Consider the following 25,251-nt stretch of genomic DNA (forward strand, 5'->3'; position numbering starts at 1 on the left):
ACCGCGCACCCGCCGTTTTATTTCGTCACCCTGCCAGATCACCAGCGTCGCCACTTCATCCAGCACTTTTTCAAACCCGATGGCCGGGTCGCTGCTGACCAGCACGACACCCAGGGTAAAGAGCTCGGAGTAGCTTTGAGATAGGGTAAAATTCAGGACGGCGAAAGTGTCTTTGGGGGTTTTTCCGACATTAATGGTAAAGCGGGTTCCGTTAATCGCCACGTGCTTAATCCTTAAGCTGAGAGAAAGAATCATTGCTCAGAAAGTAACTTCAAAAATGATTCATCATTAATATAAATACAATTAAATCAATGTGATAAATCCTGGCAGGGGAAAGTAAATCAAAGGGAGGCGGGTATCTGTGACGAAAATCGAAGAAAAGAGATTGAGTTGAAAACAAAAGCTACGGTGAAATAAGCCATTTCAGCCGGCGAAAACCGGCTTTTACGGAGGTTATGCTTTTCGGGTGTACGCGATCATGTGGGAAAGCGCGTACACCACGCAGCCAAGGAAGGCGGCGGGGGCGAGGCTGTCATAGAGATGTCCCGGCTGGGCGCCGGTATAGAGTATGACCGCCGAGACGGCGATGCCCATCATGGCGCCGGGCATGTGGATCCATCGGCTGAAACGTTCTTTTTTAACTTTGTACGCCGCGAACTCCTGCTGCGTACGTTCCAGCGCGTTGCCTAGCCTTTCGCAATCTTCTTCATTCTGACGAAAACCTTCGGCTAAACGGGCGTTTTCGTCATCCCGTTCGGCCAGCAGCTTTTTCAATTTCACCAGATTCTCTTTCGCCGACTGCCCTTCAAACTCTTCGCGTTTCAGGCTGATGCGCAGCTGGGTGATTTTCCGGTTCGCCTCGAAAGTGAGTTCTTTTTGTTGTTCGAGCAATGCGTAATTGCCATCGGCGCGACGATTAGCGGCATGCCGTTTACTTTCTTCTTCGCCGATGCGGTGTTCTCTATCACTTTCCATCTGGTTTAAACGCTGTTGCAACTTATCGCGCGCGGCCGCCATCGCAGCCATCTGGCTGCCGGTGTAGCTTATCAGCTTATTGGCGGCATCCAGCTCAGCCGAGGTCGAAGCCCCGGCGTTGCGCTGCCGTGAACGGAGCAGCGCCAGTTCATCGGCGTGCTGGATCCTTTGAATTTCTGCCTGACGTTGCAGCTCAGAAATCCGGGCGTTCAGACGAGATGCTTCATCTCTCATTCGCCCGATTTCTTCTGTATTACCACTGCCAGAATTGACGGTGGCAGGTTTATTGCGCGCAACGGCAAGTTCGTTAGTGAGGCTGCGCACCTGTTTTTCCAGCGAGGCCAGTCTTTCCAGCGTGACGGCGGTGTCTTTAAAAACGGTTTTAACCTTTGCCTTATCTGCATCAGAACGGCCAAAACTGACGCCTTTGAGCGCACTTTCCACCTCGCGTGCGATAGTGGTTTTGTCCATCGCCTTCATCCGGTTACAGGCGCTCGCCAGAAAACTTGCGGCTTCATTACTGTTTCCGGTTCCAAATGCTTGTTTGATAAGGCTCTGTATCACGCTCATTTTGTCGTGCTCGCTCGCAGGATGTATTCAGGACATGCATGATGCAGACCTTAGGTGCATCAGATTCTAATTACTCATTGTATCAGATAGGATTTGTTTTATTTATCGAAGTTATTTTAGGCGGATGTTTTGAAGGATTAATGGCCGTAGTCTTAAGATAAAAAAACCGGAACCCGTTTCCCCGGCTCCGGCTGTTTTCATACGGAAATTAGTGGAATTGCAGATACGCAACGTGGGTTTGCAGATATTCCTGCAAGCCATGTTTGCCGTCAGCGCCGCCGACGCCGGATTTGCGCCAGCCCGCATGGAAGCCCTGCATCGCTTCGAAGTTTTCGCGGTTGATGTAAGTTTCCCCGAACTTCAGCTGTTTCAGCGCTTTCATCGCAGTGTTAATATTGGAGGTATAGATCGAAGACGTCAGCCCGTATTCGCTGTCGTTGGCCATCGCGATGGCTTCTTCCAGCGTTTTGAATGTAGCGACCGGCAGCACAGGGCCGAACACTTCTTCGTGCATGATCGGCATGTCCTGTTTCACATCCACCAGCACCGTCGGCTGATAGAAGAAGCCCTTGTCGCCGTGACGTTTGCCGCCCAGCAGCACTTTTGCGCCTTGTGAAACGGCTTTCGCCACTTTGTCCTCGACGCGTTTTAACGCCGCACCGCTGATGAGCGGCCCCATATCCAGATCTTTTTGTTCGGCGGTGTTGCCGAAGGTCACTTTTTTCATCGCCTCGCTGATACGCGAAATAAATTCGTCGTACACGCCTTCCTGCACATAAACGCGTTCCGCACAGTTACAAACCTGCCCGGTGTTGATCACACGCGAGCTGACGATGGCTTTGACGGCCAGATCCAAATCCGCGTCGTCCATCACGATGGCCGGGGCTTTACCGCCCAGCTCCAGCGACACTTTCGTCACGTTCTGCGCGGCGGCAGTCATGGTGGCGATACCGGCGGCGACGCTGCCGGTCAGGCTGACCATGCCGACTTTCGGGTTTGCGGCCAGTTCCTGTCCGACGGTTGGCCCATAGCCGGTCACAATGTTCAGCACGCCTTTTGGCAGGCCGATTTTGTGGATGATTTCAGCAAAAATCACCGCGTTGTTCGGCGTTATTTCACTCGGTTTAATCACGATAGTATTACCGGTGATCAGCGCCGGTGCGGCTTTGCGCGCAATCAGGAAGAACGGGAAGTTCCACGGCAGAATACCGGTGGTCACGCCGATGGCTTTGCGGAACACAAAGATGTTTTCGTTTGGCCGGTCACTCTGAATAATTTCGCCTTCGTAACGGCGCGCCCATTCGGCCATGTAATCAAGATAATCGGCGGTAAACAGCACTTCGGTTTGCGCCAGGCCATAGGTTTTGCCGCCTTCGGCCATAATGGTTTCGGTCAGTTCGGCTTCGCGTTCGCGGATCCCGGCGGCGATTTTATGTAGCCAAACGCCCCGCTCCACCGCGGGCAGGGCTTCCCAGCCCGGTTGCGCCGCTTCGGCAGCATCAATGGCTTTTTTAGCGTCTTCGGCAGAGCCTTCCGGGATCTGCGAAATCACCTGTTCTGTGGCCGGATTGACCACGTCAATCCACTTACCGCCAGTGTTTTCAACAAATTCGCCGTTTATGTACATACGTTTTTGAATTGTGCCCATGTCAGAAATCTCCAAAGACCGGATAGAGGGATGATGAACGAGTTGTTAAAAAATAAGCTCTTTTTTGTAAAGTTCTGACAGCCTGTTCTATCCGAGACGTTTTTGCCTTTCCGTGATTGCCAGTTCGTTTTGAGAAATGGCAAAAATGTCATGGTCGGTCTGCCCGACATAACATTTTTGCAAATTGAGCTTTTGTGAAAAGAATCGGCAGGGTTTTTACTGGCGGACGTGGCGAGGGGCATACCCAAATTCGCGCTTAAAGAGAGTTGAGAAATAATTGCTGTCGCAGAAACCGCACTGATGGGCGATGTCGGTGATCGAGCTGTCGCTGAAACGCAGCATGTTGCGCGCATTCAGCAGGCGCAGGCGGTTGAGGTAATTGAGCGGCGTGCAGCCGGTTTGCTGTTTCATCTGACGATGCAGCGTGCGCAGGGACATGGAGAATTGATCCGCCAGCACCGGCCAGTTGATCTCTTCGTCATAATGCTCGTTCATCCAGTCCAGCAGATTATTCAGGTCGCCGCCCTGTCCGCGATAACCGACGTCGCGGCTGCCCTGACGCAGCAGTAATAAAAGCTGCATAAAATACAGTTCCTGCTGAGCCTGCGATTCCGGCGTCTGGCTGACCGGTTTGCGCGCCAGCAGGTCGATGAGCGTTTTGGCCTGCGTCACCTGATTCGGGCTGATGCGCCAGTGCGCCGGATAAATGCCATCGACTTCCTGCGGCAGCAAATCGCTGACACCGTTAAGGAAACGAAACGCATTCGGGCCACGGTACAGGACGTTGGTCAGATACAGATTGTCGGTATCTTCGTAAAGATGGTGGTCGCAGTGGCGCACAAAGCAGACGCTGCCCGCACTGAGGATCAGCGGATGATCATTAAAAACGTGCGTCCCGGTGCCCTGTTCGACCAGCACAATCTCGTTGAAATCCTGGTGATGATGTTCAGGAAAAGTTTCCTGCGGGAAACGAGGTTCAATGGCGACCGGAAAATTTCCTGAGGGGAAATAATCACTACTGCGTAACACGGTCATTTCCGACTCCTTATTAACATTATCGTAATATCTTAGTCGTCACTGACGCTGCCATCCGGCTGAAATTGTGATCTGCCAGCCGCTTTTGAACAAAACCTTTCTTTCCTGACACAATCTTGCGTAATCCGCCGTATGACGCAGGTTAACGCCCTCTTTAAGTGCGGTTTTTTCCGGCCCGGAATCGGTTTTTTTCGGGGCATTTCCGTGGGTCTAAACAAGATTGTTATCAATTTGTGAGGTTGTTCTCTTAAACCTTTGCAGCTTTGCCATAGTTAGCGCAGAACTGGCACTCGCGGAAAGGTCAGATCCTCAGCAACCTCCTAGAGTCGTGATCATGCGCCTGGCGCGTCGGCAATTTTGGGTCGTTAAACTTTATGCAGACTTATGCGGAGTACAAACAATGAAATTAAAACACGTACTGAGCCTCACCCTGATCGCGAGCAGCATCCTGCTGGCAGGCGCGGCATCGGCAGAAGTGAAGATTGCGCTGGTGGCAAAGTCATTGGGCAATGGCTTTTTTGAAGCGGCAAACGTTGGCGCGCAGCAGGCAGCGAAAGAGCTGGGCGATGTGAAAGTGATTTACACCGGCCCGACCACCACCACCGCCGAAGCGCAGATTGAAGTGCTGAATGGCCTGATTGCACAGGGCGTTGATGCGATTGCCGTTTCCGCCAATGACCCGGACGCGCTGGTTCCTGTGCTGAAAAAAGCCATGCAGCGCGGCATTAAAGTGGTGTCCTGGGATTCCGGCGTCGCCAAAGAGGGCCGTCAGATCCACCTGAATCCGTCCAACAATGCGCTGATTGGCGAAACCAACGTCAAACTGGCCGCCGATGCACTGAAAGCGCTGAATGTTGAAAAAGGGGATGTCGCAATTCTCAGCGCCACACCCACCTCGACCAACCAGAATCTGTGGATTGCCGAGATGAAAAAGGTGCTGCCAAAGTATCCTTCCGTCAATCTGGTGACTGTGGCGTATGGCGATGATCTGTCAGATAAAAGTTATCGCGAAACTATCGGCTTATTGAAATCTTATCCGGATCTGAAAGTCATTATTTCCCCGTCTTCAGTCGGGATTGTGGCCGCCGCGCAGGCGGTGAAAGATCAGGGAAAGATCGGCAAAGTTTACGTCACCGGCCTCGGTCTGCCATCTGAAATGGCGGGCGCGGTGAAATCCGGCGCGACCAAAAGTTTTGCCATCTGGAACCCGATTGACCTCGGCTACGCCGCAACGTATCTGGCCGACGATCTGGTCAAAGGCACCGCCACCAAAACTGAAGCCAGCATGGGCCGTTTAGGCAAAGTGAAACTGGATGCAGACGGCAGCGGCGCGATGGCTGAGCCGTTTGTTTACGACGCCAGCAACATCGACAAATTCTCGAAAATATTCTGATCCTGACGCCGGCTCATCGTTTTTTTGGTGAGCCGTTTTGTTGTGCTTAGCCAGACAGGGGAAACGAAATGACAGATTCCACGACTCCGCTTTTGTCATTACAGGGCATCAGCAAGGTCTTTCCGGGCGTCAGGGCGCTGAATAACGTGCATGTGGATTTGTATCCGGGAAAAGTGACGGCCCTGATTGGCGAAAATGGCGCGGGTAAATCCACGCTGGTGAAAGTCATGACCGGCATTTATCAGCCGGAAGAAGGCGAGCTGCGCTATAAAGCGATCCCGATAAAACTGCCCAATCCGGAATCCGCTCACAAAGTTGGTATCACCGCCATCCATCAGGAAACCGTCCTGTTTGACGAGCTTTCCGTGACCGAAAATATTTTCGTTGGCCACTACGTTTACGGCGGGCTTTTTAAGCGCCTGAACTGGCCGGCGATGCATCAGCAGGCGCGCGATATTCTGACGCGTCTGGAAGTGAACATCGATCCGCACGCTATTTTGAAAGAACTGAGCATCGCGCAGCGCCATATGGTGGCGATTGCCCGCGCACTGTCTTTTGATGCGCAGGTGGTGATCCTCGACGAACCGACGGCGGCGCTGTCGCAACATGAAATCGTGGAGTTTTATCAGATTGTCGAACGCCTGAAACATGAAGGAAAAGCCATCCTGTTTATCTCGCACAAGTTCGACGAGATTTTCGCGATTTCCGATTACTACACGGTGCTGCGCGACGGCAGTTATGTTGGCTCCGGCAAAATCAGTGATATCAGCGAGCCGCAGATGGTCACGATGATGGTCGGGCGCGAAGTCAGCCAGGCGTATCCGAAAGTCAACTGCGAACCGGGTGAAACGGTGTTGCAAGTGCAGAATCTCAGCCATCCGACCGAGTTTGCGGGCATTAATTTCTCACTGCGCAAGGGGGAAATTCTCGGTTTCTACGGGCTGGTCGGCGCGGGACGAACCGAGCTGATGCAGGCGCTGTTTGGCGTCACACAACCGAACGGTGGCAAGATTCTGATCCACGGCAAACAACATCATTTCACGCGTCCTTCTCAGGCCATCCGCGCGGGGATTGTGTACGTGCCGGAAGAGCGCCAGAAACAGGGCGCGATTATCGATTTGCCGATCAGCCAGAACATCAGCCTGCCGCAGCTCAGCCAGCTCAACCCGCGCGGCGTGCTCAATGACAAAAAAGAGTGGGCGCTGGCCGACGATTATGCGCGCCGGTTGCAGGTGAAAGCCTCGAGCTGGAAACAGCCTGTGGGCACGCTCTCCGGCGGAAATCAGCAAAAAGTGGTGATCGCAAAATGGCTGGCGACGCAGCCGGACATCATCATTCTCGATGAACCGACCAAAGGGATTGATATTGGTTCGAAAGCAGCGGTACATCAGTTTATGTCCGAGCTGGTCGGGCGCGGGCTGGCGGTGATTATGGTGTCTTCCGAATTGCCGGAAGTCATGGGCATGGCGGACCGGATTATTGTGATGCACGAAGGGCTGATGGTGGCGGAATTCAACGCGGGCGACGCGACCGCCGAAATGATTGTCAGCGCCGCCAGCGGTGCGGGCGAGGAGGCGGCATGATCAAGAATTTACTGAAGTATCGCGAGCTGTTGCTGGCGGTGGTGATTGTCCTGATGGTGCTCGGCGTCGGCGCGCGCTCACCGGAGTTTATCGGCGCCGGAAACCTGCTGGAGATGTTCAACGACACCTCGATTCTGATTATTCTCGCACTCGGTCAGATGATGGTGCTGCTGACCAAAGGCATTGATTTGTCGATGGCCGCCAACCTGGCGCTTACCGGCATGATCGTGGCGCTGATCAACTTCCATCATCCTGATATTCCGTTATGGGCGCTGGTTCTGCTGGCGACGGTCCTCGGTCTGGTCATGGGCGCAATGAATGGTCTGCTGGTCTGGAAAGTCGGCATTCCGCCGATTGTGGTCACACTCGGCACCATGAGTATTTATCGCGGGATTATTTTTCTGCTCTCGAACGGCGGCTGGATTAACGCGCATCAGATGAGCCCCGATTTCCTCAGCCTGCCGCGCGCGCCGTTTCTTGGCCTGCCACTGCTCGGCTGGTGCGCAATTGCCGCACTGATTCTGGTAGCGTATTTTCTGCGCTATAGCCGCACAGGCCGCGCGTTATATACCGCGGGCGGCAATGCCACGGCGGCGTATTACACCGGCATCAACGCCGGCAAAATGCAGTTCATCAGCTTCTGCCTTTCCGGCGCGCTGGCGGGTTTCTGCGGATACCTGTGGATTTCGCGTTTTGCCGTCGCCTACGTGGACGTCGCCAACGGCTTTGAATTGCAGATTGTCGCCGCCTGTGTCATCGGCGGGATCAGCACCATGGGCGGCATCGGTTCGGTGGTCGGCTGCCTGCTCGGCGCGCTGTTCCTCGGCGTCATCAATAACGCCCTGCCGGTGATTGAAGTGTCGCCGTTCTGGCAAATGGCCATTTCGGGCGCGGTGATTGTCATCGCGGTGATCCTCAACGAACGCGGCAATAAACGTAAAGGAAGACTGATTTTACGCCATTCACCTTCCGTCCACGCATCAGGACCTGAATCAGAGGCCAGATCATGAATAAGACCTTAACGTCGCGCACGCCTGCACGGGAAAGTGTGCCGATGGCCGTGACACCGTTCTTCCGCCGCCTGATGTGCTGGGAAGGGTTTTTGCTGGGGGTGACGCTGCTGGTGTTCGTGGTGAACGCCCTCGCCTCGCCTTACTTCCTCAATATCTGGAATCTGTCGGACGCGACGTTCAACTTTACCGAAAAGGCCATCATTGTTCTGCCGATGGCGATGCTGATTATCGCCCGTGAAATCGATTTATCCGTCGCCTCAACAATGGCGCTGAGTTCCACTATTATGGGATTCTGCGCGCAGGCCGGGATGCCGACACCGGCGCTGGTGGGTGTCGGGCTGAGCGTGGGATTAATGTGCGGGCTGATTAACGGGCTGCTGGTGACGCGTCTGAATCTCTCATCGATTGTGATCACCATCGGGACCATGAGCCTGTTCCGTGGCATCACGTATGTGCTGCTCGGCGATCAGTCACTCAATAAATATCCGGCCAGCTTTGCCTGGTTCGGGCAGGGTTATGTCTGGGGACCTCTGTCGTTTGAGTTCGCGTTATTTCTGGTGCTGGGCGCGGTTTTTTATTTCCTGCTGCACAAAACCAACTTTGGCCGCCGTACCTACGCCATCGGCAATAATCCGGTAGCGGCCTGGTATTCCGGCATTAACGTGAAGCGCCACAACCTGACGCTGTTTGTGCTGGTCGGCGTGATGTCCGGGCTGGCGGCGGTTCTGCTGACATCACGGCTCGGCAGTACGCGCCCGACGTTGGCACTCGGCTGGGAACTGAGCGTGATTACGATGGCGGTACTCGGCGGCGTCAGCGTTCTGGGCGGCTCCGGCAGCATGACCGGCGTCATTATTGCCGCCTTCCTGATGGGCCTGCTGACCTTCGGCCTCAGCCTGCTGAACGTGCCGGGGATCGTGATGTCAGTCATCGTCGGCGCGATGCTGATTGTGGTGATTTCGCTGCCAGTGCTCTACCGGAGGATTATGGCAGCGCGGGGGAAATAGCGTCTGGCCTGCAATTCCCGCCTACGGGCGGGGCTTGTGGGGAGAGAGCTGGGTTTCAATGCCTTTAATTGCCTGTTCCACTTGATCCTTTTCGCACTCTTCCCGTAGTTTAAACCCACAGCTTGGTTTCTGAATGTCTTGAAACAATGGGGAAAACATATGCGGATTTTAGTGGTAGGCGCGGGTGCGACGGGCGGATATTTTGGTGCACGACTGGCTCAGGCCGGGCAGGACGTGACGTTTTTACTGCGCGAGAAGCGCGCGCTGGCGGTGCAGAAAGAGGGACTGACAGTTCACAGCCCGCACGGTGATTTTCACCTTCAACCCACCGTAGTACAGGCCTCTCAGCTGATCGGCCCTTATGATCTGATATTGCTGACGGTGAAAAGTTTCGGCCTGGAAGCGGCCATTAAGGATATCGCGCCAGTGGTCGGCGAAAATACGCTGGTCATGCCGGTGCTCAATGGTATGAAGCATATGGAAATACTCAGCCAGCGGTTTGGCGAGCACGCGCTGATTGGCGGGCTGTGCAAAATCAACGCCACGCTGGATGCAGACGGCCATATTCACCAGATGACACCACTGCATCAGATTATCTATGGCGAGCTCTCCGGCGAGAAAACCGAACGCATTCTCAAAGTCGATCAGGCATTTCAGAGCGCCGGTATCGATGCCCTCCTTTCGGAAACTATCATCAGCGATTTGTGGGAGAAGTGGCTGCTGCTTTCAAGCTTCGGTGCCATCACCTGCACCATGCGCGGCAACATCGGTCAGGTTGCCTCTGCGCCGGGCGGAACGGAGTTCGCGCAGGCCATCGTGAGCGAAGCGTTAACGACCATGAAAGCCTTTGGCTACGCGGAACGCGCGGCGGCAGTGGCAAAAGTCAGGGAAGCGGTGACCGACAAAAATTCGCCGCAAACCTCGTCGATGTATCGCGATATGACGCAGGGATATCCTATCGAAGCCGACCAGATTATTGGTGATTTAGTCGAACGCGCAACGCGTGTGGGGATCAGCATTCCGCTTTTACAGGCAGCGTATACGCATTTGTGTGTGTATCAGAAGAACCGCGAATAGTGCCTGATTCTGTCAAATCCGAAAGCCTGACAATCTCCAAACGGCAAAAACAAAAACCCGCCAACAAAGGCGGGAATTTTGTGGTGCTTCGATTGGCGGTTTGACACCAAACAGGCGACCAACGAGGAGCTGATTAACTCACATTCAGCCCTGGTTAAAAACCCTGTGAAGTCATTGTTGTGGCATATCTTTTATGGCTTATATTTGAGTTAAGTTGAGTTATAAATCCAGTTACTTGCATAAAGCATACAGGTTATTTCATTAAAACAGCCTGGCGGGATGTCCAAAACAAAACCCGCCGCGGGGAATTTTATTCTTCCGGATGCTCTTTTTTATTGTCCGCTAATTCTTCCCCGGCAGCATGCGTATCAACGTATTATCGCGGCGACGGTAATGGTGCCAGAGCGCAGCGAACGCGTGCAATCCCATCAGGGTATAACCGGCAGTCGCCAGCCATTCATGTAAGCCCTTTAACTGTTTTTGTAATGGGAGATCCGGCAGATAGCTTTTGGGCATTCTGATGTTAAACATCGTCCAGTCATGGCCACCAAAATATTGCGACAAAATGCCCAGAATCGGTAAACCAATAAACATCAGATAAACAAGGCAATGCGTGATGGCCGACAAACAATGTTGCCAGCGCGGCGGAGCGGGTTTAATGGCAGGCGTGACGTACATCGCGCGAACAAAAAGGCGTACGCACATCAGAAATAATACGCAAAATCCCAGACTGTAATGCGTAAGAGTTAATAGTTCTCGTACAAAGGAACCTTTGGCGAACGCGTCTTTTATATCCATCGTGGTATAGGTCAGAACAACCAAAACAAACACCAGCCAGTGCAGCACAATTTGCGGATAAGAATATCGGGTACGCATAGAAGTTCCGGTAATCAAAGTTACCTTAACCTTACTTGTTGAGACTTAAGCTTACATTAAGATGGCGGTTAACGCGCCGGAGGGAAGGATGGGTGGAAAGAAAAATTAACAACCTTTGCAGTAAATGAATAAGTGATTAAAAGGCTGAGAAGTTGGATAACGCTACCTGCCCGATTCATAAGCTGACAGGTAACGCCCCAACACATCACGATTTAATTAACGCGCGATCAGGAAGCTTTCCAGCGCAGCGCCTTTATCCAGAGCAGCTTTGATGGCTGAGGGAGTACGACCCTGGCCGGTCCAGGTTTTTTTGGAACCGTCGGTGTCGGTGTACTCATACAGCGCAGGGCGCGGCTTGCGTTTAGCTTTGGTCGTTTCTTTCGCCGCCTGATGGCCCAGCAAGTCATCAATTGCGATGCCGTCATTTGCCAGCATTTCGCGGTATTTCAGCAATTTCTCATCACGTTCTTGTTGTTGCGCACTGCGTGCTTTCACGTTCTCACGGGATTCTTCAACAATAGCAGTCAGTTTTTCCAGAATTTCTTCCAGAGTGCTTAATGGGGTTTCGCGAGCCTGAGCCCGAAGTGTACGGATATTATTCAAAACGTTTAACGCGTTGTCCATGATGTGCTCACTTTAGGGGGGTATCATTAAATTAGTGACACTGATTCTACACAAACAAATAATGATATCAATTGCGTCAGGATAATATTACACGCGATTACACAATTCCTTTGCCTGCCGTTTAGTTTCATTGAATGTTAATACGCTATTTTTATAAGGGCTTGCCGTCTGAGAATAAATAAAATTATCCACTTTCCGCTTTACCCTCTTGAAATAGGTTGCGAATTATTAACCTAAATTTAGGCATCTTCTTAATAGTCTCGCAGCGTGAATAACCGATGTTGCTATTATGTACGATTGACACAAGTTCTTTTCTTTTCGTGCGAACTGCAACGGGTATAATAGCATTTTGATTGAATTATCCGATTTTTACCCGCCTGAGCACATTTCCTGCACAAGAAATATGGCGCGATTTAACAATTTTTGCCTTAGACTGTGACTTCGGTCACAAACAGGATTTCCCTCATAGTATGTTCAAAACCATTTTTTTTGTATGCGCCGCCTGCGTGTTACTCAAGCTGGCGCTCGACTGGCAGGTTATTTTACAAACGGTTGAAGGCTGACCGCAGCGACTTTCGCCATCCCGACGAATTCCGACAGATTGCGCGTCAGCGTTCCCCGGCGCCAGATAAGCCACGTTGTCAAAAAGCGGTAGTTATCCGCCAGCGGCCAGACGCTGACCGTCGTGCTGCCCGGCATGCTTTCCAGCATACTGCGTGGCATCAGCGCCAGGCCGCCGCCTGCAATGACACACGCCAGCATTCCGTGATATGACTCCATCTCGTAGATTTTTCCCGGCGCGGCACCATCATCGGCAAACCAGCTTTCGAAATGGCGACGATACGAACAGTTTGAGCGAAACGCATAGATAATTTCGCCGTTAACCTCTTTCCCCCGCGTCACCGCCGCGTGATTGAGCGGTGCCACAATCACCATTTCTTCCTGATAAACCGGGATCCCGTCGAGTACCGGATGCAGAACCGGCCCGTCGACAAACGTCGCTTCCAGCTCCCCTTCCACCAGTTTATCCAGCAGTTCGCCGGAAGGACCGGTGCTCAGCGCCAGTTCAACTTTGCCAAATTCCTGATGATAGCGCGCCAGTAATGGCGGGATCCGCACGGCCGCGGTGCTTTCCAGCGCACCGAGCGCGAAAATCCCTTGCGGCTCAGTGCCGGACACCGACACGCGCGCTTCTTCGACTAAATCCAGAATGCGGTTGTTGTAGCTGAGAAAATTCCGGCCAGCAGGAGAAAGCCGCAAACGCTGGTTTTCGCGGATAAACAGCTCCACGCCGAGTTCAGACTCAAGCTGTTTGATGCGCGTCGTCAAGTTCGACGGCACGCGGTGAACGCGCTGCGCGGCGGCGCTGATACTGCCGGTTTCCGCCACGGCGCGGAACATCTCAAGCTGAGACAGGTTCATAGTCTTTCTCAAAAAGTGAACGGTTTACTTATTTTTATTCATTTTTATTAAATCGCGCAAGCGTCTATTCTTATCGGACTGGCTTAACGAGGACACCGAAATGACGACAGCTAATCCGAACACGCACGCAATCTCAGTCAATCCGTTTAACGGCGAACGCATGGCAGATTATGCGTACGACACCGATCTGGCACTTGAAGCCGCCGTTGCGCAGGGCTTTTCTGCATTTAAACAGTGGCGCAAAACAGACGTCAGCGAACGCGCAGCCCTTCTGATCCGCCTGGCAGTCGCACTGCGCGAGGCCAGCGAAGACATCGCCCGCAGCATTTCTCTTGAGATGGGCAAACCGGTGAAGCAGGCCCGCGCCGAAGTGGAGAAATCCGCCGGTTTGTGCGAATGGTATGCCAAAAATGGCCCGTCGATGCTGGCACCGGAACCCACGCTGGTCGATAACGGCGAGGCGCACATTCATTACCGCCCTTCCGGTATGATTCTGGCGATTATGCCGTGGAACTTCCCGGTCTGGCAGATCCTGCGCGGCGCGGTTCCTGCTTTGCTGGCAGGGAATACGTTTTTGCTTAAGCCCGCGCCAAGCGTTATGGGTACTACATATCTGGTGAAGCAGGCCGCGCTGAAAGCCGGTTTTCCGGCGGGTGCGTTTGGCGTGATCAATGTCAGTACATCGGCCGTTGCCACGCTGATTGCCGACCCTCGCGTAATGGCGGTGACGGTCACCGGCAGCGTGCGTGCCGGTGCGGCTATTGCGGAACTGGCGGGCAAACAGGTTAAAAAATGCGTGCTGGAACTTGGCGGGTCTGATCCGTTTATCGTTCTGAATGATGCGAATCTTGACGAAGCGGTGAAAGCCGCCGTCGCCGGACGTTATCAGAATACCGGGCAGGTTTGCGCCGCTGCAAAACGTCTGATCATTGAAGAAGGCGTGCTCGACGCGTTTACTGCGAAATTTGTGGCGGCTACCCAGGCGCTGGTCGTAGGAAATCCGCTGGATGACGCTACTTATATTGGCCCGATGGCCCGTTTCGATTTACGCGATGAGCTGGATAAACAGGTTCAGGACAGTCTGTCGGAAGGTGCGACTTTGCTGCTCGGCGGTGAGAAAATTGCCGGAAACGGTAACTTCTACGCACCAACTATTCTCGGCAATGTTACCCCGGAAATGACGGCATTTCGTCAGGAACTGTTCGGGCCGGTTGCAGCGATCACGGTTGCCCGCGACGCGGACCACGCGGTTGAGCTGGCCAATGACAGCGATTTTGGCCTGAGCGCCACGATTTTCACCGCTGATGCAGAACGTGCAAAGCAGATGACCGCAGAGCTGGAAACAGGCGGCGTGTTCATCAACGGATACAGCGCATCAGATCCCCGCGTGGCGTTTGGCGGCGTGAAGAAAAGTGGCTATGGCCGCGAGTTGTCGCACTTCGGCCTGCGTGAATTTTGCAACGTGCAGACGGTCTGGACTGACCGAAAGTAATCACTGAAGCCGGTAGTTGAAATAAGAATCACAGGATTCCATCATCCTGTGATTCTTTGCGTTTAATTCCCCTGCGACGTCGCGGCGTAAATTGTGGTGACGACCTGCTGATTGGCGCTCAGCGTTTCATCCAGCGTTTTCTTCCCTTCCAGCAAATTCGAAATATTCCGCCCGACCGCATCCCCCATCAGATCAAAGCCCGGGATACTCACGTACTGCACGCCCTGATACGGCACGGGGTATAGCGTCGGCTGTTCCGGCGTCGCGGTTTCCACCGCCTGTTTTACGCCGTCAGCGTAAGGCGCGAGTTTCTGGTATTTCACCTGCGCGTAAGAAGAATAGCGGCTGCCCGGTGGAATAGCGCCCCAACCCACGGTTTTCGCGACGTCCTGAATATACGCCTGCGACGTGGCCCAGGTGATGAATTGCTGCGCTTCGTCTTTATGGCTGGCGCGTTGCGGAACAGCCAGCGCCCATGCCCAAAGCCAGTGCGAACCGTTGCTGGAAAGTGCCGTCGGCGCGGGTGCGAAACCGGCGCTGTCGGCGACAGATGAAATCTGCGGGTTAATCACCATTCCGGCGGCGACGGTGCTGTCGATCCACATCGCGCATTTGCCCTGCGCAAACAGTTTCAGGTTCTGACCAAAGCTGTTGGATTTCGCATCCGGCGGGCCGTAATCATGCATCATCTGCACGTAATCGGTGAGCACCGCACGCCACTCGTCGCTGTCGAGACGCGGATGCCAGTTTTCATCAAACCATTCCGCGCCATAGGCATTGGCCATCGTGGTGATAAATGCCACGTTGTCGCCCCACCCCGCCAGCCCGCGCAGGCACAAGCCGTAAACGCCTTGCGATTTATCGGTCAGCTGTGCCGCAAAAGCTTTCACTTCCTCCCAGCTCGGATTTTTCGGCATGGTCAGATTTTTTTTCGCGAACAGATCTTTGCGGTAATACGTCATGCTGCTTTCACCGTAAAACGGCAAGGCGTACAGCGTGCCCTGCCAGGAAAGCGCGCTGCGGATGGGTTTGAGCAAATCATCGACATGGTAATCAGCGGGCAAATTGTTGAGCGGTTGCAGCCAGCCTTTTTTGCCCCACAGCGGCGCTTCATAGGTGCCGACGGTGATCACATCGAAATTCGCCTGCCCGCTGTTCATGTCGCTGAGCACCTGCTTGCGCAGTTCGCCGTCGTCCATGACGTGCCATTCAAGTTTGATGTCCGGGTGTGATTTCTCAAACTCACCGGACATCTGCTGCATGATCGTCATGTCACCGTTGGCGATGGTGGCAATTTTGACCACCGTTTGCGCCTGCGCGCTGGCGCAAAGGGCCAGCGGCAGCAAAATACTGAGGTTCCGTCGCTGAAAAAGACCTGGCATGAGACCTGACATGTTCGTGCTCCTTTTCTGCTCAGGCATTGGCCAGACGCGGTTGACGGGGCGCTGTTTCCGGCGAATTCAACGCAGGCAGCGGTTCCAGCACGCCTTCCACGGCACCCGACGCAAGCTGTGCTGACGGACGAAGATGGAAGAACGACATTTTCTCAACCAGCCGCGCCGCATGTTCGTTCACCGTATGGCTGGCCGCGCTGGCTTCTTCCACCAGCGCCGCATTTTGCTGGGTCGCACTGTCCATCTGCACGATGGCGACGTTGACCTGATCGATACCGCCGGACTGCTGACGGCTGGCGACGGCGATGTCAGCCACGTATTCCACCATTTTCGCCATGCCGCCGTTGATTTCCTGAAGCGTTTCGCCGGAACGTAGCACCAGTTTGCTGCCCGCATTGACTTTGCTGACGCTGGTCTGGATCAGGGTTTTGATTTCCTGCGCCGCCGAGGCAGAACGTTGTGCCAGCTGACGCACTTCTGAGGCGACCACCGCAAAACCGCGCCCCTGTTCGCCAGCGCGCGCGGCTTCTACCGCCGCATTCAGCGCCAGCAGGTTGGTCTGGAAAGCAATTTCGTCGATAACACGGTTGATATCGGCAATTTTATTACTGGATTCTTCGATGTCGCGCATTGCGATCACCGCATTGTCCAGAATGCTGCTGCTCTGCTGCGCCTGCTTGCGGACGGTCTGCGCCAGTTCACTGGCCTGCGCGGCATTGTCGGCGTTGAATTTCACCGTGGCGGTCATCTGTTCCATGCTCGCCGCCGTTTGTTCAAGCGAGCTGGCCTGCGCGTGCGTTCGCGAGGACAGATCATTGTTGCCGTCGGCCATTTGCCCGGCTGCGCTGCTCAGCGCCAGTGCGCTTTCCCCGACTTCGCGCACAATGCCGCTGAGACGGGCGTCCATTTTCGCCAGCGCCTGCATCAGTTCGCCCATTTCATCTTTCGGGATTGCGCCCAGAAGGTGATTAAGGCCGCCTTCGGAAATGGATTCAGCCAGACGACGTGCGCGGCGCACTGCGCCGGTAATCGAACGCACCAGCATCAAGCCCGCAATCCCGGCGACCAGTAAACCGACAGCCAGAATCGCCGCCATGCTGTTGCGCATCGTGGCGTAAGCCGCTGAACTGGTGGCGTAATTGTTTTCGGCGTGGCTTCGCATCAGATTATCCAGCCCGTCGATATCCTGCTGCAATGCCTGACTGCCATTTTTCAGACGCGTTTCAATAACGACCAGCGCGCCGGACGGATTGCCTCCGGCGACCAGTTTTGCAGCATTGCTGATGGCGGCCTGATAACCGTTCAGGTCATCGAGAAAAGTGGTGCGGAGTTTTTCGCTGCCGGGCACGGCAAACGTGGATTCATACGCCTTGCGCTCGGTGGCAATTTGCCTGCCGTAAGCATCAATCTGGGCGACACGCTGATCGACTTCTGCCGGATCAGTCCAGTAGCGCAGCGATTCAAACAGCGTCGCCGATTGCATTTGTGCCAGACGGTATAATTTCGCTGAATGTTGTAAGGGTAATAATTCGGTGCGGTAGGTCGAAATCGCCCGCTGATCGGCGGCGCGCAACCCTAAAATGGCCCAGACGGCGGCGACAGTCAGCAGAACGCACAATAATCCCACGATGCCAATCAACCGGCTCTTGATGGTAAATCCCATATCAATTCCTCTGATAACAGCGGTAATCCAACAGGAAGGCGTCAGCTTTGAATGGCAGATGGGTGATCGCCCTTTGCACGGTTTATCGGCAGGCTTTGCAGAATGTTTAGTCAGTTATTTCCGTCGCCTGTGCCCACGCCGCAATGACGACTATGGCGATTTTAGATGGCAACGGTTTATGTTTAATCAGGGATTTATGCTGTCAGAAAGACGCAAACATATTTTGTTACTTTACGACGTCAAAAGATTTTGAGACGGATAAAACACAAATGATTACTATTCACATTCTCATTGCGTGCTCTTCTCAAAATTTGCGATTCAGGCTGATGGCTGCGGTCAGATGATCCTGTTTAAAGACAATGAAAAGAAGCGGTATCGCTTTTTCTTAACGTGGTTTTTACGGGATACATTATGTCTTTCAGTGGCAGGGATTACGGTGTGGAAACGTCTGCGCCGGAGAACAAAAGTAAGCTTTCAACCTCATTGTCGGCACTGGCGATCCTGGTCATGGCGGCTTCTTCCGCTGCTCACGCCGCAGCCGCCACCAGCACAGCGACAACCGCTGCGCCCGCCGCCGATGAGAATATGGTTGTGGAAGGAACGACGGGCGGAACTGCCGATGAGTCACAGGATTACAACGTCAAAACCACGCGCGCGGGCACGAAAATGTTGCTGACGCCGCGGGACGTGCCGCAGTCCGTCAGCGTGATCACTAAACAGCGCATGCAGGATCAGAACCTGCAATCGGTCGGCGACGTGATGGATAACACCACCGGCATCTCGACGGAAGTCATCGACAGCGAACGCGTTTCCTATTTCTCACGCGGCTTCTACATCAATAATTACACCTACGACGGCATTCCTTCTTCCGTCAGCGATACCTGGAACTTTGGCGATGCCGCCGAAGACACCGCCATTTATGACCGCATAGAAGTCGTCCGCGGTGCAACCGGGTTGATGACCGGTGCCGGTAATCCGGCTGCGTCCGTCAACATGGTGCGCAAACAGGCGGACAGCAAAGAATTCACCGGCAATATCAGCGCCAGCTACGGCAGCTGGAATAAACAGCGTTATGTGCTCGACGTTTCCGGCCCGCTCAACGAAGAAGGCTCAGTGCGCGGCCGCGTGGTGGCCGGTTATCAGGATCAGGACAGCTGGCTCGACCGTTATCATAAAACCAAGAAATTCATTTATGGCGTGGTTGATGCCGACGTGACCGATAACACCACGGTGTCGCTCGGCTACGATTATCAGGAGAATAATACCGGCAATCCGACGTGGGGCGGGCTGCCGACCTGGTACAGCAACGGCGCACGCACGCATTTCGACCGCAGCACCAATACTTCCGCGGACTGGACGCACTACAACACACAATCGCGCAAAGTCTTCGCCAACGTGGAACATGATTTCGACAACGGCTGGACATTCCGCGTTAACGGCACGCACGGCGAGCAGAAATTCGACGATAAGCTGCTGTATATCGAAGGTTTCCCGGAAGCGACAACGGGCGAAGGAATTTCCGGTTTTGGCAGTAAAGATCGCGGAACGCGCAAACTGGATTCGGTGGATACCTACGCAAGCGGACCTTTCCAGCTCTTTGGCCGCCAGCATGAAATGGTCGCGGGCGTCAGTTACAGCCGCCAGCACAACTCGACGTACAGCGCCAACGGCCCGATCTACAGCGACACCATGGGCAGTTTCAACAACTGGAACGGTGACGTCGCGGAACCTGAGTGGGACGACTGGTATCTGAACGCCGACGACGTGGTGCGCCAGAAAGCGGGCTACCTGGCGACCCGGTTCTCGCTGGCCGACCCGTTCTCACTGATTATCGGCGCACGTTACACGCAGTGGAGCACCGTCGGCAGCAGCGGCAACATGAGTAAAAATAACCTCACGCCTTACGGCGGCCTGGTTTACGACATCGACGATACGTGGTCGGCTTATGCCAGTTATACCTCCATCTTCCAGCCGCAAACCTACCGCACCCGCGACGGTCATTATCTGGCACCGGCCACCGGGAAAAACTATGAAACAGGCCTGAAATCCAGCTGGATGAACGACCGCCTGACCGCCACGTTCGCCGTTTTCCGCATCGAACAGGATAATGTCGCAGAAGCCGACGGCGATAATTTCGTCAATGACACCAGCGAACAGGCCTACTACGCCGCGCAGGGTACGGTCAGCAAAGGGGCCGAATTCGAGATTAACGGCGCGGTGACCGACAACCTGCAAATGACTTTCGGCGCCACGCGCTATGTTGCGCGGGATAACACCGGTGGACGTCTCAATAGCAATATGCCGCAGACGCAGCTTAAACTGTTCAGCCGCTATCAGTTGCCGTGGATGCCGGATCTCACCGTCGGCGGTGGCGTGAACTGGCAAAACCGTACCTTCCAGGATGCCACCGGGCCAGACGGCAACACAGTGCGCGTGTATCAGGGCAGCGTTCCGCTGGTTAATTTGTTCACCCGTTATCAGGTCACCCGTCAGCTCGCGGTGCAGGCGAACATCGATAACCTCTTTGACCGCCGCTATTACTCGTGGCTGAGCGATTACGCCGTTTACGGCCAGCCGCGCAGTTATTCCGTCAGCCTTTCTTACGCGTTCTGATTTGACCCGATGAACGTTCTGCCGCAGGTATCGTGCCTGCGGCTTTCTTTTCTCCATAAAGCATTCATGAAATGAATTATTGAGTCAGGTCATCTGCGGGAACATCTTGAACAGGTATTATAGATGCACCTTAATTTTCAGGTTACGTCTATGTCCGGGAAACGCATCGCCCGCGAAAAACTCACTATCCGCAAAATGATCCAACTTTATCAGCGCGCCTGCCCGCAGGCGCAGGAAGATCCCGCGCACTATCAGGCGCTGAATGTCTATGCCGATAAAAGACTGGATAAATGTGTATTTGGCGAGGAGAAACCGGCCTGTAAACAGTGCCCGGTTCACTGCTATCAGCCCGCAAAACGAGAAGAGATGAAGCAAATCATGCGCTGGGCTGGCCCGCGAATGCTGTGGCATCATCCGGTTTTGACAATCCGCCATCTGATCGACGATCGCCGCCCCGTGCCGGCGCTTCCGGAGAAATACCGGCCAAAGAAATAATGAGATTTCAATACTAAGACTGCTTTCACCTTTTCGAACGCCAACGCGCAATTCACCCCTTTTTGATGCGCGCAGCTGTTCTCAGATGATCATGGTAAGGGTGAATATCGGATTCTGAGGCGTTTAAGAAATGAGTTACAGGGCGCGAAAGCGCCCTTTTTTTATACGGAATTTGGTGCGTGGTTTAGGCCAGGAACTAGCGACTTGCATCGACGTCCGGGTTTTCAAGCAGGGTGAGATAACGTTTCGTTACCGCAGGAAGATTCTCCTCAAGCCATTTCGCCATTTGCTCTTCCTGAATTTTGATCGTCTTAAACGTCTGTGCGCCTTGCAGGTCACCCACAGCTTCTGCGGCAACTATCAGGGCACTGTAACAGGCAATTTCGAAATGCTCGAACACATAGCCGCTGATCCCGCCCTTCACCACTTCATCGCTGACAAACATTCCGCTCAGCGACTGTCCCATCGCCGTGGCTTTCGCGGCAACGTCTTTGATCACCGAATGGGAAGTATCGAGGCGATCCAGCACATCCTGAACGAGTTTCTGCTGGCCCTGCGTATCCACAATGTGCTCTTGGATGCGGCGCTGTAAAAGCGGCTAATGTTCAAGCCGGTCAGCCATTTTAGTCAGCATGGTTTCTGCTTGTTTTTCCATTGCATGCGCGTCACGCACCCAGTCAATATAATTTTCCTGCGCTTTAGATTTGCTCATTTTTATTCCTTTTATTATCGGGGACGTTACGTAATAATTCGTGCGCAATTAACTTTTTGCAGTTTTGGTTACGGGTTGTGATCCCGCAATAACCGTTAATTTTTTATCGGTGTCTTTTTCTTCTTGCAATGTTTCTTCAAGTAATTTAGCAGCCTGAGAATATCCCAGCTTTTTCGCTAGCGCGGCTAAGGTGCCGTAGGTTGCAATTTCATAATGCTCAACTTTTTGGGCGGCACCGATAAGCCCGGCGTCCAGCACTTCACCTTTTTCAACAGAATCTATCAGCTCCTGCGCTTCTTCTACCAGCCCTTCCATTGCATGACATTTCATACGTTTAAGGCGAATTTCATCTGAAGACTTAACGACTTGATCTAATCTTTCAATCTGCCCCTGCGTTTCTTCGAGGTGTGTTTTAAAAGCATCAACCAGTTTAGGGTCAGTGGCAGCACGGGCCATTTTAGGCAGCGCCTTGGTTATCTGACGTTCAGCACTATAAACATCAGATAAATCATGAATGAATAATTCTTTTAAGGTTGTAATAGACATTATATTTCCTTTTTACAACGGTGGATTTATTGACTCATTAAGCATAGTGGCTTTGAATGTCATAAATTTCGTTTAAGACTTATCTCATCAGAAATATAAAATAAAAATCATTTTTTATTCACCCATAAATACGCTAACCCCCTGCCTGCTATGACGATAATATTATTTATCGACAGACGAAAAAATAATATTGCTTTTATATTAAAAAGCAAACATCCATTCATGACGTCATAAATTTAGGAAGTGCGTTCGTTTTGTTTGTTCACCGTCAAACGCATTTTCTGCAATGGGAAGTGCAGAATGTAACTCACTGCAACGCTTGAAATTTCTCTGGAAAGCAAACCTCAATTTCACATTAAGCCTGTTGGTTTACTTCTTTGTATTACGCTATAGTGCGCCCGCTGCGGCAAAATCCGCAGCCGGGTTTCGCAGCTCGGTTAACTCTATAAGGACGTACTTAATGCCATGCATTGAGTGCCAATGTCTTTGCTCATCTGTTATTTGTACGGCTAACGCTGTCTGATAACATCAATGGTGGCTCAGACAGGGCAGCCTTCGGGCTGGCCGGTGTCCTTGTAGGCCGGTACTGCGAACCTTGTCTGAGCTACCACCAAAGAGTTTCGCAGCTCTCGTGGTAGTCGTATTTACTACAAGGAGATGTAAATGAAACTATCGCATAGCCCCACTTTTTTGCCCTTCTGCACCGCGGTTCCTGCACAAGCCAACACAGGAGCAAACCGTTATGAATAATCAGGACTGGCATCAGGCCGATATCATTGCCGCATTACGCAAGAAAGGCACAACGCTTGCCGCCGTTTCCCGCGCTGCCGGTCTGAGTTCTTCGACCCTTTCGAATGCACTTTCCAGACCGTGGCCCAAAGGTGAAATCCTGATCGGTCAGGCGCTGGGGATTCCTCCTTCCGTCATCTGGCCGAGTCGCTATTACCATCCTGCCACTCATGAACTGATGCAGCGGCCACCACGCGCGGCGAACCGGGTTTAAGAGACAGCAGGGGAATAAGATTAAGGGCGTGAATGCGCCCTTTTATTTACTCATGTCAAAATACTGAACCTGTACAGACTTCAGCTAAAAAAACTTATCGGCCATGCCATGACGGTGGATTGCCGATATAGGGTTCATTAATCTGCGCAGGGATCCCCTTAGTCGGTTGCTATCACACACCGGCGAATCTCCCTCAATTTTCCGGCGATAAGACGCATTGTTAAACTTCACATTTCAAATGTTTATATGAAGTAACCAGCCCACTTGACGATCTGCAAACAGTGGTCACTACACTCAATCAGTGTGCCCGGTTTAAAATCAATATTGCCACTGCACAGCAAATCCGACAGTAAACGGGCTGGCATGCATGTCATCGGGTTTTAAAATCGGGACACCTGCGAAGAGGTCGTAACCCACTTTCCCATTGATACCACGAACCCCTATTGCGGCACCGGCAATATGTTTGCCACTCCAGTAATCATCTTTTGAACCGCTGACTTCTCCATAGTCAACGCCGACATACGGCTGCATTCCCCATTTCGGCAAGTTAAGATTGATATCATTGCGCTGATACCAGCCCTTATCTGCATACAAGGTCGTTTCACCGTCAAATCCCCGTACCGTCCAGCGGTTACCGATAGTAAATTTGTCCGGTTGAGTCAGCCGGTCAGGGGACGTTTGTTTCATAAAATGTGGCTCATAGCTCATAGACTGCCCCGCAATCCTGAAGGGCAACGTCCCGTCAATACCCAGTGTAATAATCCTGGCTTGCGAATCGGCGCTGCCAAACAGTTCTTCCGCATCCGGCTGTTCTCCAAACCAGTGGGCTGCCCGCTGATATCCCAGGTTCGTTTTTAACTGGCCGAAGGAAAAATATGACAGGTGTTCAAGGTTTAATTTCCAGCTGCTGGTGTTACGGTGTTGTACTTCTATTTCGACGTCGTTAAGCGAATAAGCCGAGTCACGCTTTATCGCTTTCAGGCTAAGCGTGGTCTTCTGGCTGGCATTCCTGAACAGCACGCGGCTCAATTCTGCGGTTAGTAGCTTTTCATTACCGCTGTATAAATAACGGTAATCGCCGCTGTGGATTGTCTGAGTATAACGATATTTAGTGCCGTAGAAGTCCAGCAGCCAGTATCCCCAGGGGATGGAATAAAAGCTCGAAACGTTATCGGTGCGCCGCCCATCCTCATTCTTCAACCCACCGCCGTAGGAAACATAGAACATATCATTGAGCGAGGTCGGGTTATCCAAATAAAAAGCCATGCCACTCTGGTATCGTCCGGTATATTTACTGCCAGAATCGTCGGCCCAGGCCCCCAGACGCCAGGATTTGGGCTGCGTACGTGTGACTTCCACTTGCGTTTCTCCCGGTTTAGCACCAGGCACCAGGTTAATTTCTGCGGCGGATCCCGGGATACGCTGTAGGTTTTCCAACCCTTGTTCGAGGCCCCGAAGATCGAGAAGATCGCCTTTGCCCTGCGGGAAATTATTGAATGTGTGTATGTAGTGTCCGGCATTATCTTTAAAAACAATGTCAGTAATATTACCTGGGAGAATATCGAGAACCAGAGTGCCTTTACTCAGATCCTGGGGGAGAACCAAAACACGCGTTGTAATAAAGCCATGTTTAATCAGGCGGTTTTGTACAGCCTTATGGATCAATTTAATACCCTTGATGCCAATGCAACGCCCTTCAGCCTGGCGCGTTAAATCACTAAAGACCATCCAATGCGGCAGTGTATCCCTTTTTTCTAATATAACTTCGCGAATGCTATAGCAGGGTTTTTCCTGGGGGATTACCAACTTATCTGTAATAACAGGAGAATCCGATGATAATAGCGACTTAGCTTCGGAGGTAAGTTGATTGCGCCTGGCTTCATCTTGTTGTTGCTGGCTCAAAGCCTGCTGATTGGCCGCAACCTCAGCATAAGCCGGCGAAGAAATAATCCATAACGAATAAACTATCGCTACGCAAACCCCTGATTTACGAATAATCATTTTGAATTTTTGTCACTCTGATTTTTATAATATATTGCATATTAAAAACTGACGTTAATAAAAAATAAAGGAACGCTCCGATATCGGAGCGTCCTTTTTTGCATTACAT

19 protein-coding genes and 2 pseudogenes are annotated in these 25,251 nt (G+C 52.8%); 9 read left to right on the forward strand and 12 right to left on the reverse strand.

Annotated elements, in window-relative coordinates:
- From ACLBVC_RS03440 to rhaS (ACLBVC_RS03455), 4 genes and pseudogenes are all read right to left on the reverse strand, one after another.
- A pseudogene (locus ACLBVC_RS03440) lies at window positions 1–222 on the reverse strand (type VI secretion system tip protein VgrG); the annotation flags it as partial.
- A 231-nt stretch (window positions 223–453) separates the two neighbouring features.
- Window positions 454–1,545, reverse strand: a complete 1,092-nt coding sequence (locus tag ACLBVC_RS03445) for a coiled-coil domain-containing protein (protein ID WP_410148107.1) — start codon at window positions 1,543–1,545, stop codon at window positions 454–456.
- A 208-nt stretch (window positions 1,546–1,753) separates the two neighbouring features.
- Window positions 1,754–3,193, reverse strand: coding sequence for an aldehyde dehydrogenase (gene aldA, locus ACLBVC_RS03450; protein ID WP_410148109.1), 1,440 nt, complete (start codon window positions 3,191–3,193; stop codon window positions 1,754–1,756).
- 216 nt (window positions 3,194–3,409) lie between these two features.
- Complete coding sequence (rhaS, locus tag ACLBVC_RS03455; protein WP_410148110.1) at window positions 3,410–4,228, reverse strand: HTH-type transcriptional activator RhaS; 819 nt, start codon at window positions 4,226–4,228, stop codon at window positions 3,410–3,412.
- Window positions 4,229–4,628: 400 nt separating this feature from the next.
- Between rhaS (ACLBVC_RS03455) and rhaS (ACLBVC_RS03460) the strand changes: the two genes are divergently transcribed.
- From rhaS (ACLBVC_RS03460) to panE, 5 genes are all read left to right on the forward strand, one after another.
- Complete coding sequence (gene rhaS, locus ACLBVC_RS03460) at window positions 4,629–5,621, forward strand: rhamnose ABC transporter substrate-binding protein (protein WP_104925188.1); 993 nt, start codon at window positions 4,629–4,631, stop codon at window positions 5,619–5,621.
- Between the two features lie 68 nt (window positions 5,622–5,689).
- Window positions 5,690–7,204 (forward strand): sugar ABC transporter ATP-binding protein, encoded by a 1,515-nt coding sequence (locus ACLBVC_RS03465; RefSeq protein WP_410148113.1) that lies wholly within the window; start codon window positions 5,690–5,692, stop codon window positions 7,202–7,204.
- Window positions 7,201–8,214: an ABC transporter permease gene (locus tag ACLBVC_RS03470; protein WP_410148115.1), complete on the forward strand. Its 1,014-nt coding sequence runs from the start codon at window positions 7,201–7,203 to the stop codon at window positions 8,212–8,214. The genes ACLBVC_RS03465 and ACLBVC_RS03470 overlap by 4 nt, the downstream gene beginning before the upstream one ends.
- A gap of 44 nt (window positions 8,215–8,258) precedes the next feature.
- On the forward strand, window positions 8,259–9,224 hold the full coding sequence (locus ACLBVC_RS03475; RefSeq protein ID WP_410148803.1) for an ABC transporter permease: 966 nt from the start codon (window positions 8,259–8,261) through the stop codon (window positions 9,222–9,224).
- A gap of 159 nt (window positions 9,225–9,383) precedes the next feature.
- Complete coding sequence (panE, locus tag ACLBVC_RS03480; RefSeq protein WP_410148117.1) at window positions 9,384–10,301, forward strand: 2-dehydropantoate 2-reductase; 918 nt, start codon at window positions 9,384–9,386, stop codon at window positions 10,299–10,301.
- 342 nt (window positions 10,302–10,643) lie between these two features.
- Here the strand turns inward: panE and ACLBVC_RS03485 are convergent, their stop codons facing one another.
- From ACLBVC_RS03485 to ptrR, 3 genes are all read right to left on the reverse strand, one after another.
- Window positions 10,644–11,177: a cytochrome b gene (locus tag ACLBVC_RS03485; RefSeq protein WP_410148118.1), complete on the reverse strand. Its 534-nt coding sequence runs from the start codon at window positions 11,175–11,177 to the stop codon at window positions 10,644–10,646.
- 216 nt (window positions 11,178–11,393) lie between these two features.
- The gene (locus tag ACLBVC_RS03490; protein ID WP_152326686.1) at window positions 11,394–11,801 is read right to left on the reverse strand and encodes an H-NS family histone-like protein; all 408 of its coding nucleotides are present in this window, start codon (window positions 11,799–11,801) and stop codon (window positions 11,394–11,396) included.
- Window positions 11,802–12,338: 537 nt separating this feature from the next.
- Window positions 12,339–13,223 carry a putrescine utilization regulator PtrR gene (ptrR, locus tag ACLBVC_RS03495; protein WP_410148119.1) on the reverse strand — a complete coding sequence of 295 codons (885 nt, stop codon included), beginning with the start codon at window positions 13,221–13,223 and terminating at the stop codon, window positions 12,339–12,341.
- Between the two features lie 100 nt (window positions 13,224–13,323).
- Between ptrR and ACLBVC_RS03500 the strand changes: the two genes are divergently transcribed.
- Entirely contained in the window at window positions 13,324–14,715 is a 1,392-nt protein-coding gene (locus ACLBVC_RS03500) for an aldehyde dehydrogenase family protein (protein WP_410148121.1), read from the forward strand.
- A gap of 62 nt (window positions 14,716–14,777) precedes the next feature.
- On the opposite strand, the gene ACLBVC_RS03505 is transcribed toward ACLBVC_RS03500, so the two are convergent.
- Window positions 14,778–16,109 (reverse strand): ABC transporter substrate-binding protein, encoded by a 1,332-nt coding sequence (locus ACLBVC_RS03505; RefSeq protein ID WP_410148122.1) that lies wholly within the window; start codon window positions 16,107–16,109, stop codon window positions 14,778–14,780.
- Window positions 16,110–16,128: 19 nt separating this feature from the next.
- Window positions 16,129–17,772, reverse strand: coding sequence for a methyl-accepting chemotaxis protein (locus ACLBVC_RS03510; RefSeq protein ID WP_410148123.1), 1,644 nt, complete (start codon window positions 17,770–17,772; stop codon window positions 16,129–16,131).
- 411 nt (window positions 17,773–18,183) lie between these two features.
- Between ACLBVC_RS03510 and fhuE the strand changes: the two genes are divergently transcribed.
- Both fhuE and ACLBVC_RS03520 read left to right on the forward strand, forming a co-directional pair.
- Window positions 18,184–20,385, forward strand: coding sequence for a ferric-rhodotorulic acid/ferric-coprogen receptor FhuE (fhuE, locus tag ACLBVC_RS03515; protein WP_410148124.1), 2,202 nt, complete (start codon window positions 18,184–18,186; stop codon window positions 20,383–20,385).
- A gap of 150 nt (window positions 20,386–20,535) precedes the next feature.
- The gene (locus tag ACLBVC_RS03520; protein ID WP_410148125.1) at window positions 20,536–20,880 is read left to right on the forward strand and encodes a nitrous oxide-stimulated promoter family protein; all 345 of its coding nucleotides are present in this window, start codon (window positions 20,536–20,538) and stop codon (window positions 20,878–20,880) included.
- A 196-nt stretch (window positions 20,881–21,076) separates the two neighbouring features.
- Here ACLBVC_RS03520 and ACLBVC_RS03525 read toward each other — a convergent pair.
- Both ACLBVC_RS03525 and ACLBVC_RS03530 read right to left on the reverse strand, forming a co-directional pair.
- Window positions 21,077–21,592 (reverse strand): annotated as a pseudogene (locus ACLBVC_RS03525) (ferritin-like domain-containing protein).
- A gap of 48 nt (window positions 21,593–21,640) precedes the next feature.
- Window positions 21,641–22,138 carry a YciE/YciF ferroxidase family protein gene (locus ACLBVC_RS03530; RefSeq protein WP_410148127.1) on the reverse strand — a complete coding sequence of 166 codons (498 nt, stop codon included), beginning with the start codon at window positions 22,136–22,138 and terminating at the stop codon, window positions 21,641–21,643.
- Window positions 22,139–22,880: 742 nt separating this feature from the next.
- Between ACLBVC_RS03530 and ACLBVC_RS03535 the strand changes: the two genes are divergently transcribed.
- On the forward strand, window positions 22,881–23,141 hold the full coding sequence (locus ACLBVC_RS03535) for a helix-turn-helix domain-containing protein (protein ID WP_410148129.1): 261 nt from the start codon (window positions 22,881–22,883) through the stop codon (window positions 23,139–23,141).
- 318 nt (window positions 23,142–23,459) lie between these two features.
- On the opposite strand, the gene ACLBVC_RS03540 is transcribed toward ACLBVC_RS03535, so the two are convergent.
- Complete coding sequence (locus ACLBVC_RS03540) at window positions 23,460–25,142, reverse strand: ShlB/FhaC/HecB family hemolysin secretion/activation protein (RefSeq protein ID WP_410148130.1); 1,683 nt, start codon at window positions 25,140–25,142, stop codon at window positions 23,460–23,462.
- Between the last annotated feature and the right edge of the window lie 109 nt (window positions 25,143–25,251).

Source organism: Rahnella selenatireducens (assembly GCF_046449555.1).
Taxonomy (GTDB): Bacteria; Pseudomonadota; Gammaproteobacteria; order Enterobacterales; family Enterobacteriaceae; genus Rahnella; species Rahnella selenatireducens.

Coding starts and splice junctions, on each gene's coding strand:
- ACLBVC_RS03445 (WP_410148107.1), bottom strand. CDS start 1,545: ATGAGCGTGATACAGAGCCTTATCAAACAAGCATTTGGAACCGGAAAC.
- aldA (WP_410148109.1), bottom strand. CDS start 3,193: ATGGGCACAATTCAAAAACGTATGTACATAAACGGCGAATTTGTTGAA.
- rhaS (WP_410148110.1), bottom strand. CDS start 4,228: ATGACCGTGTTACGCAGTAGTGATTATTTCCCCTCAGGAAATTTTCCG.
- rhaS (WP_104925188.1), top strand. CDS start 4,629: ATGAAATTAAAACACGTACTGAGCCTCACCCTGATCGCGAGCAGCATC.
- ACLBVC_RS03465 (WP_410148113.1), top strand. CDS start 5,690: ATGACAGATTCCACGACTCCGCTTTTGTCATTACAGGGCATCAGCAAG.
- ACLBVC_RS03470 (WP_410148115.1), top strand. CDS start 7,201: ATGATCAAGAATTTACTGAAGTATCGCGAGCTGTTGCTGGCGGTGGTG.
- ACLBVC_RS03475 (WP_410148803.1), top strand. CDS start 8,259: ATGGCCGTGACACCGTTCTTCCGCCGCCTGATGTGCTGGGAAGGGTTT.
- panE (WP_410148117.1), top strand. CDS start 9,384: ATGCGGATTTTAGTGGTAGGCGCGGGTGCGACGGGCGGATATTTTGGT.
- ACLBVC_RS03485 (WP_410148118.1), bottom strand. CDS start 11,177: ATGCGTACCCGATATTCTTATCCGCAAATTGTGCTGCACTGGCTGGTG.
- ACLBVC_RS03490 (WP_152326686.1), bottom strand. CDS start 11,801: ATGGACAACGCGTTAAACGTTTTGAATAATATCCGTACACTTCGGGCT.
- ptrR (WP_410148119.1), bottom strand. CDS start 13,223: ATGAACCTGTCTCAGCTTGAGATGTTCCGCGCCGTGGCGGAAACCGGC.
- ACLBVC_RS03500 (WP_410148121.1), top strand. CDS start 13,324: ATGACGACAGCTAATCCGAACACGCACGCAATCTCAGTCAATCCGTTT.
- ACLBVC_RS03505 (WP_410148122.1), bottom strand. CDS start 16,109: ATGTCAGGTCTCATGCCAGGTCTTTTTCAGCGACGGAACCTCAGTATT.
- ACLBVC_RS03510 (WP_410148123.1), bottom strand. CDS start 17,772: ATGGGATTTACCATCAAGAGCCGGTTGATTGGCATCGTGGGATTATTG.
- fhuE (WP_410148124.1), top strand. CDS start 18,184: ATGTCTTTCAGTGGCAGGGATTACGGTGTGGAAACGTCTGCGCCGGAG.
- ACLBVC_RS03520 (WP_410148125.1), top strand. CDS start 20,536: ATGTCCGGGAAACGCATCGCCCGCGAAAAACTCACTATCCGCAAAATG.
- ACLBVC_RS03530 (WP_410148127.1), bottom strand. CDS start 22,138: ATGTCTATTACAACCTTAAAAGAATTATTCATTCATGATTTATCTGAT.
- ACLBVC_RS03535 (WP_410148129.1), top strand. CDS start 22,881: ATGAATAATCAGGACTGGCATCAGGCCGATATCATTGCCGCATTACGC.
- ACLBVC_RS03540 (WP_410148130.1), bottom strand. CDS start 25,142: ATGATTATTCGTAAATCAGGGGTTTGCGTAGCGATAGTTTATTCGTTA.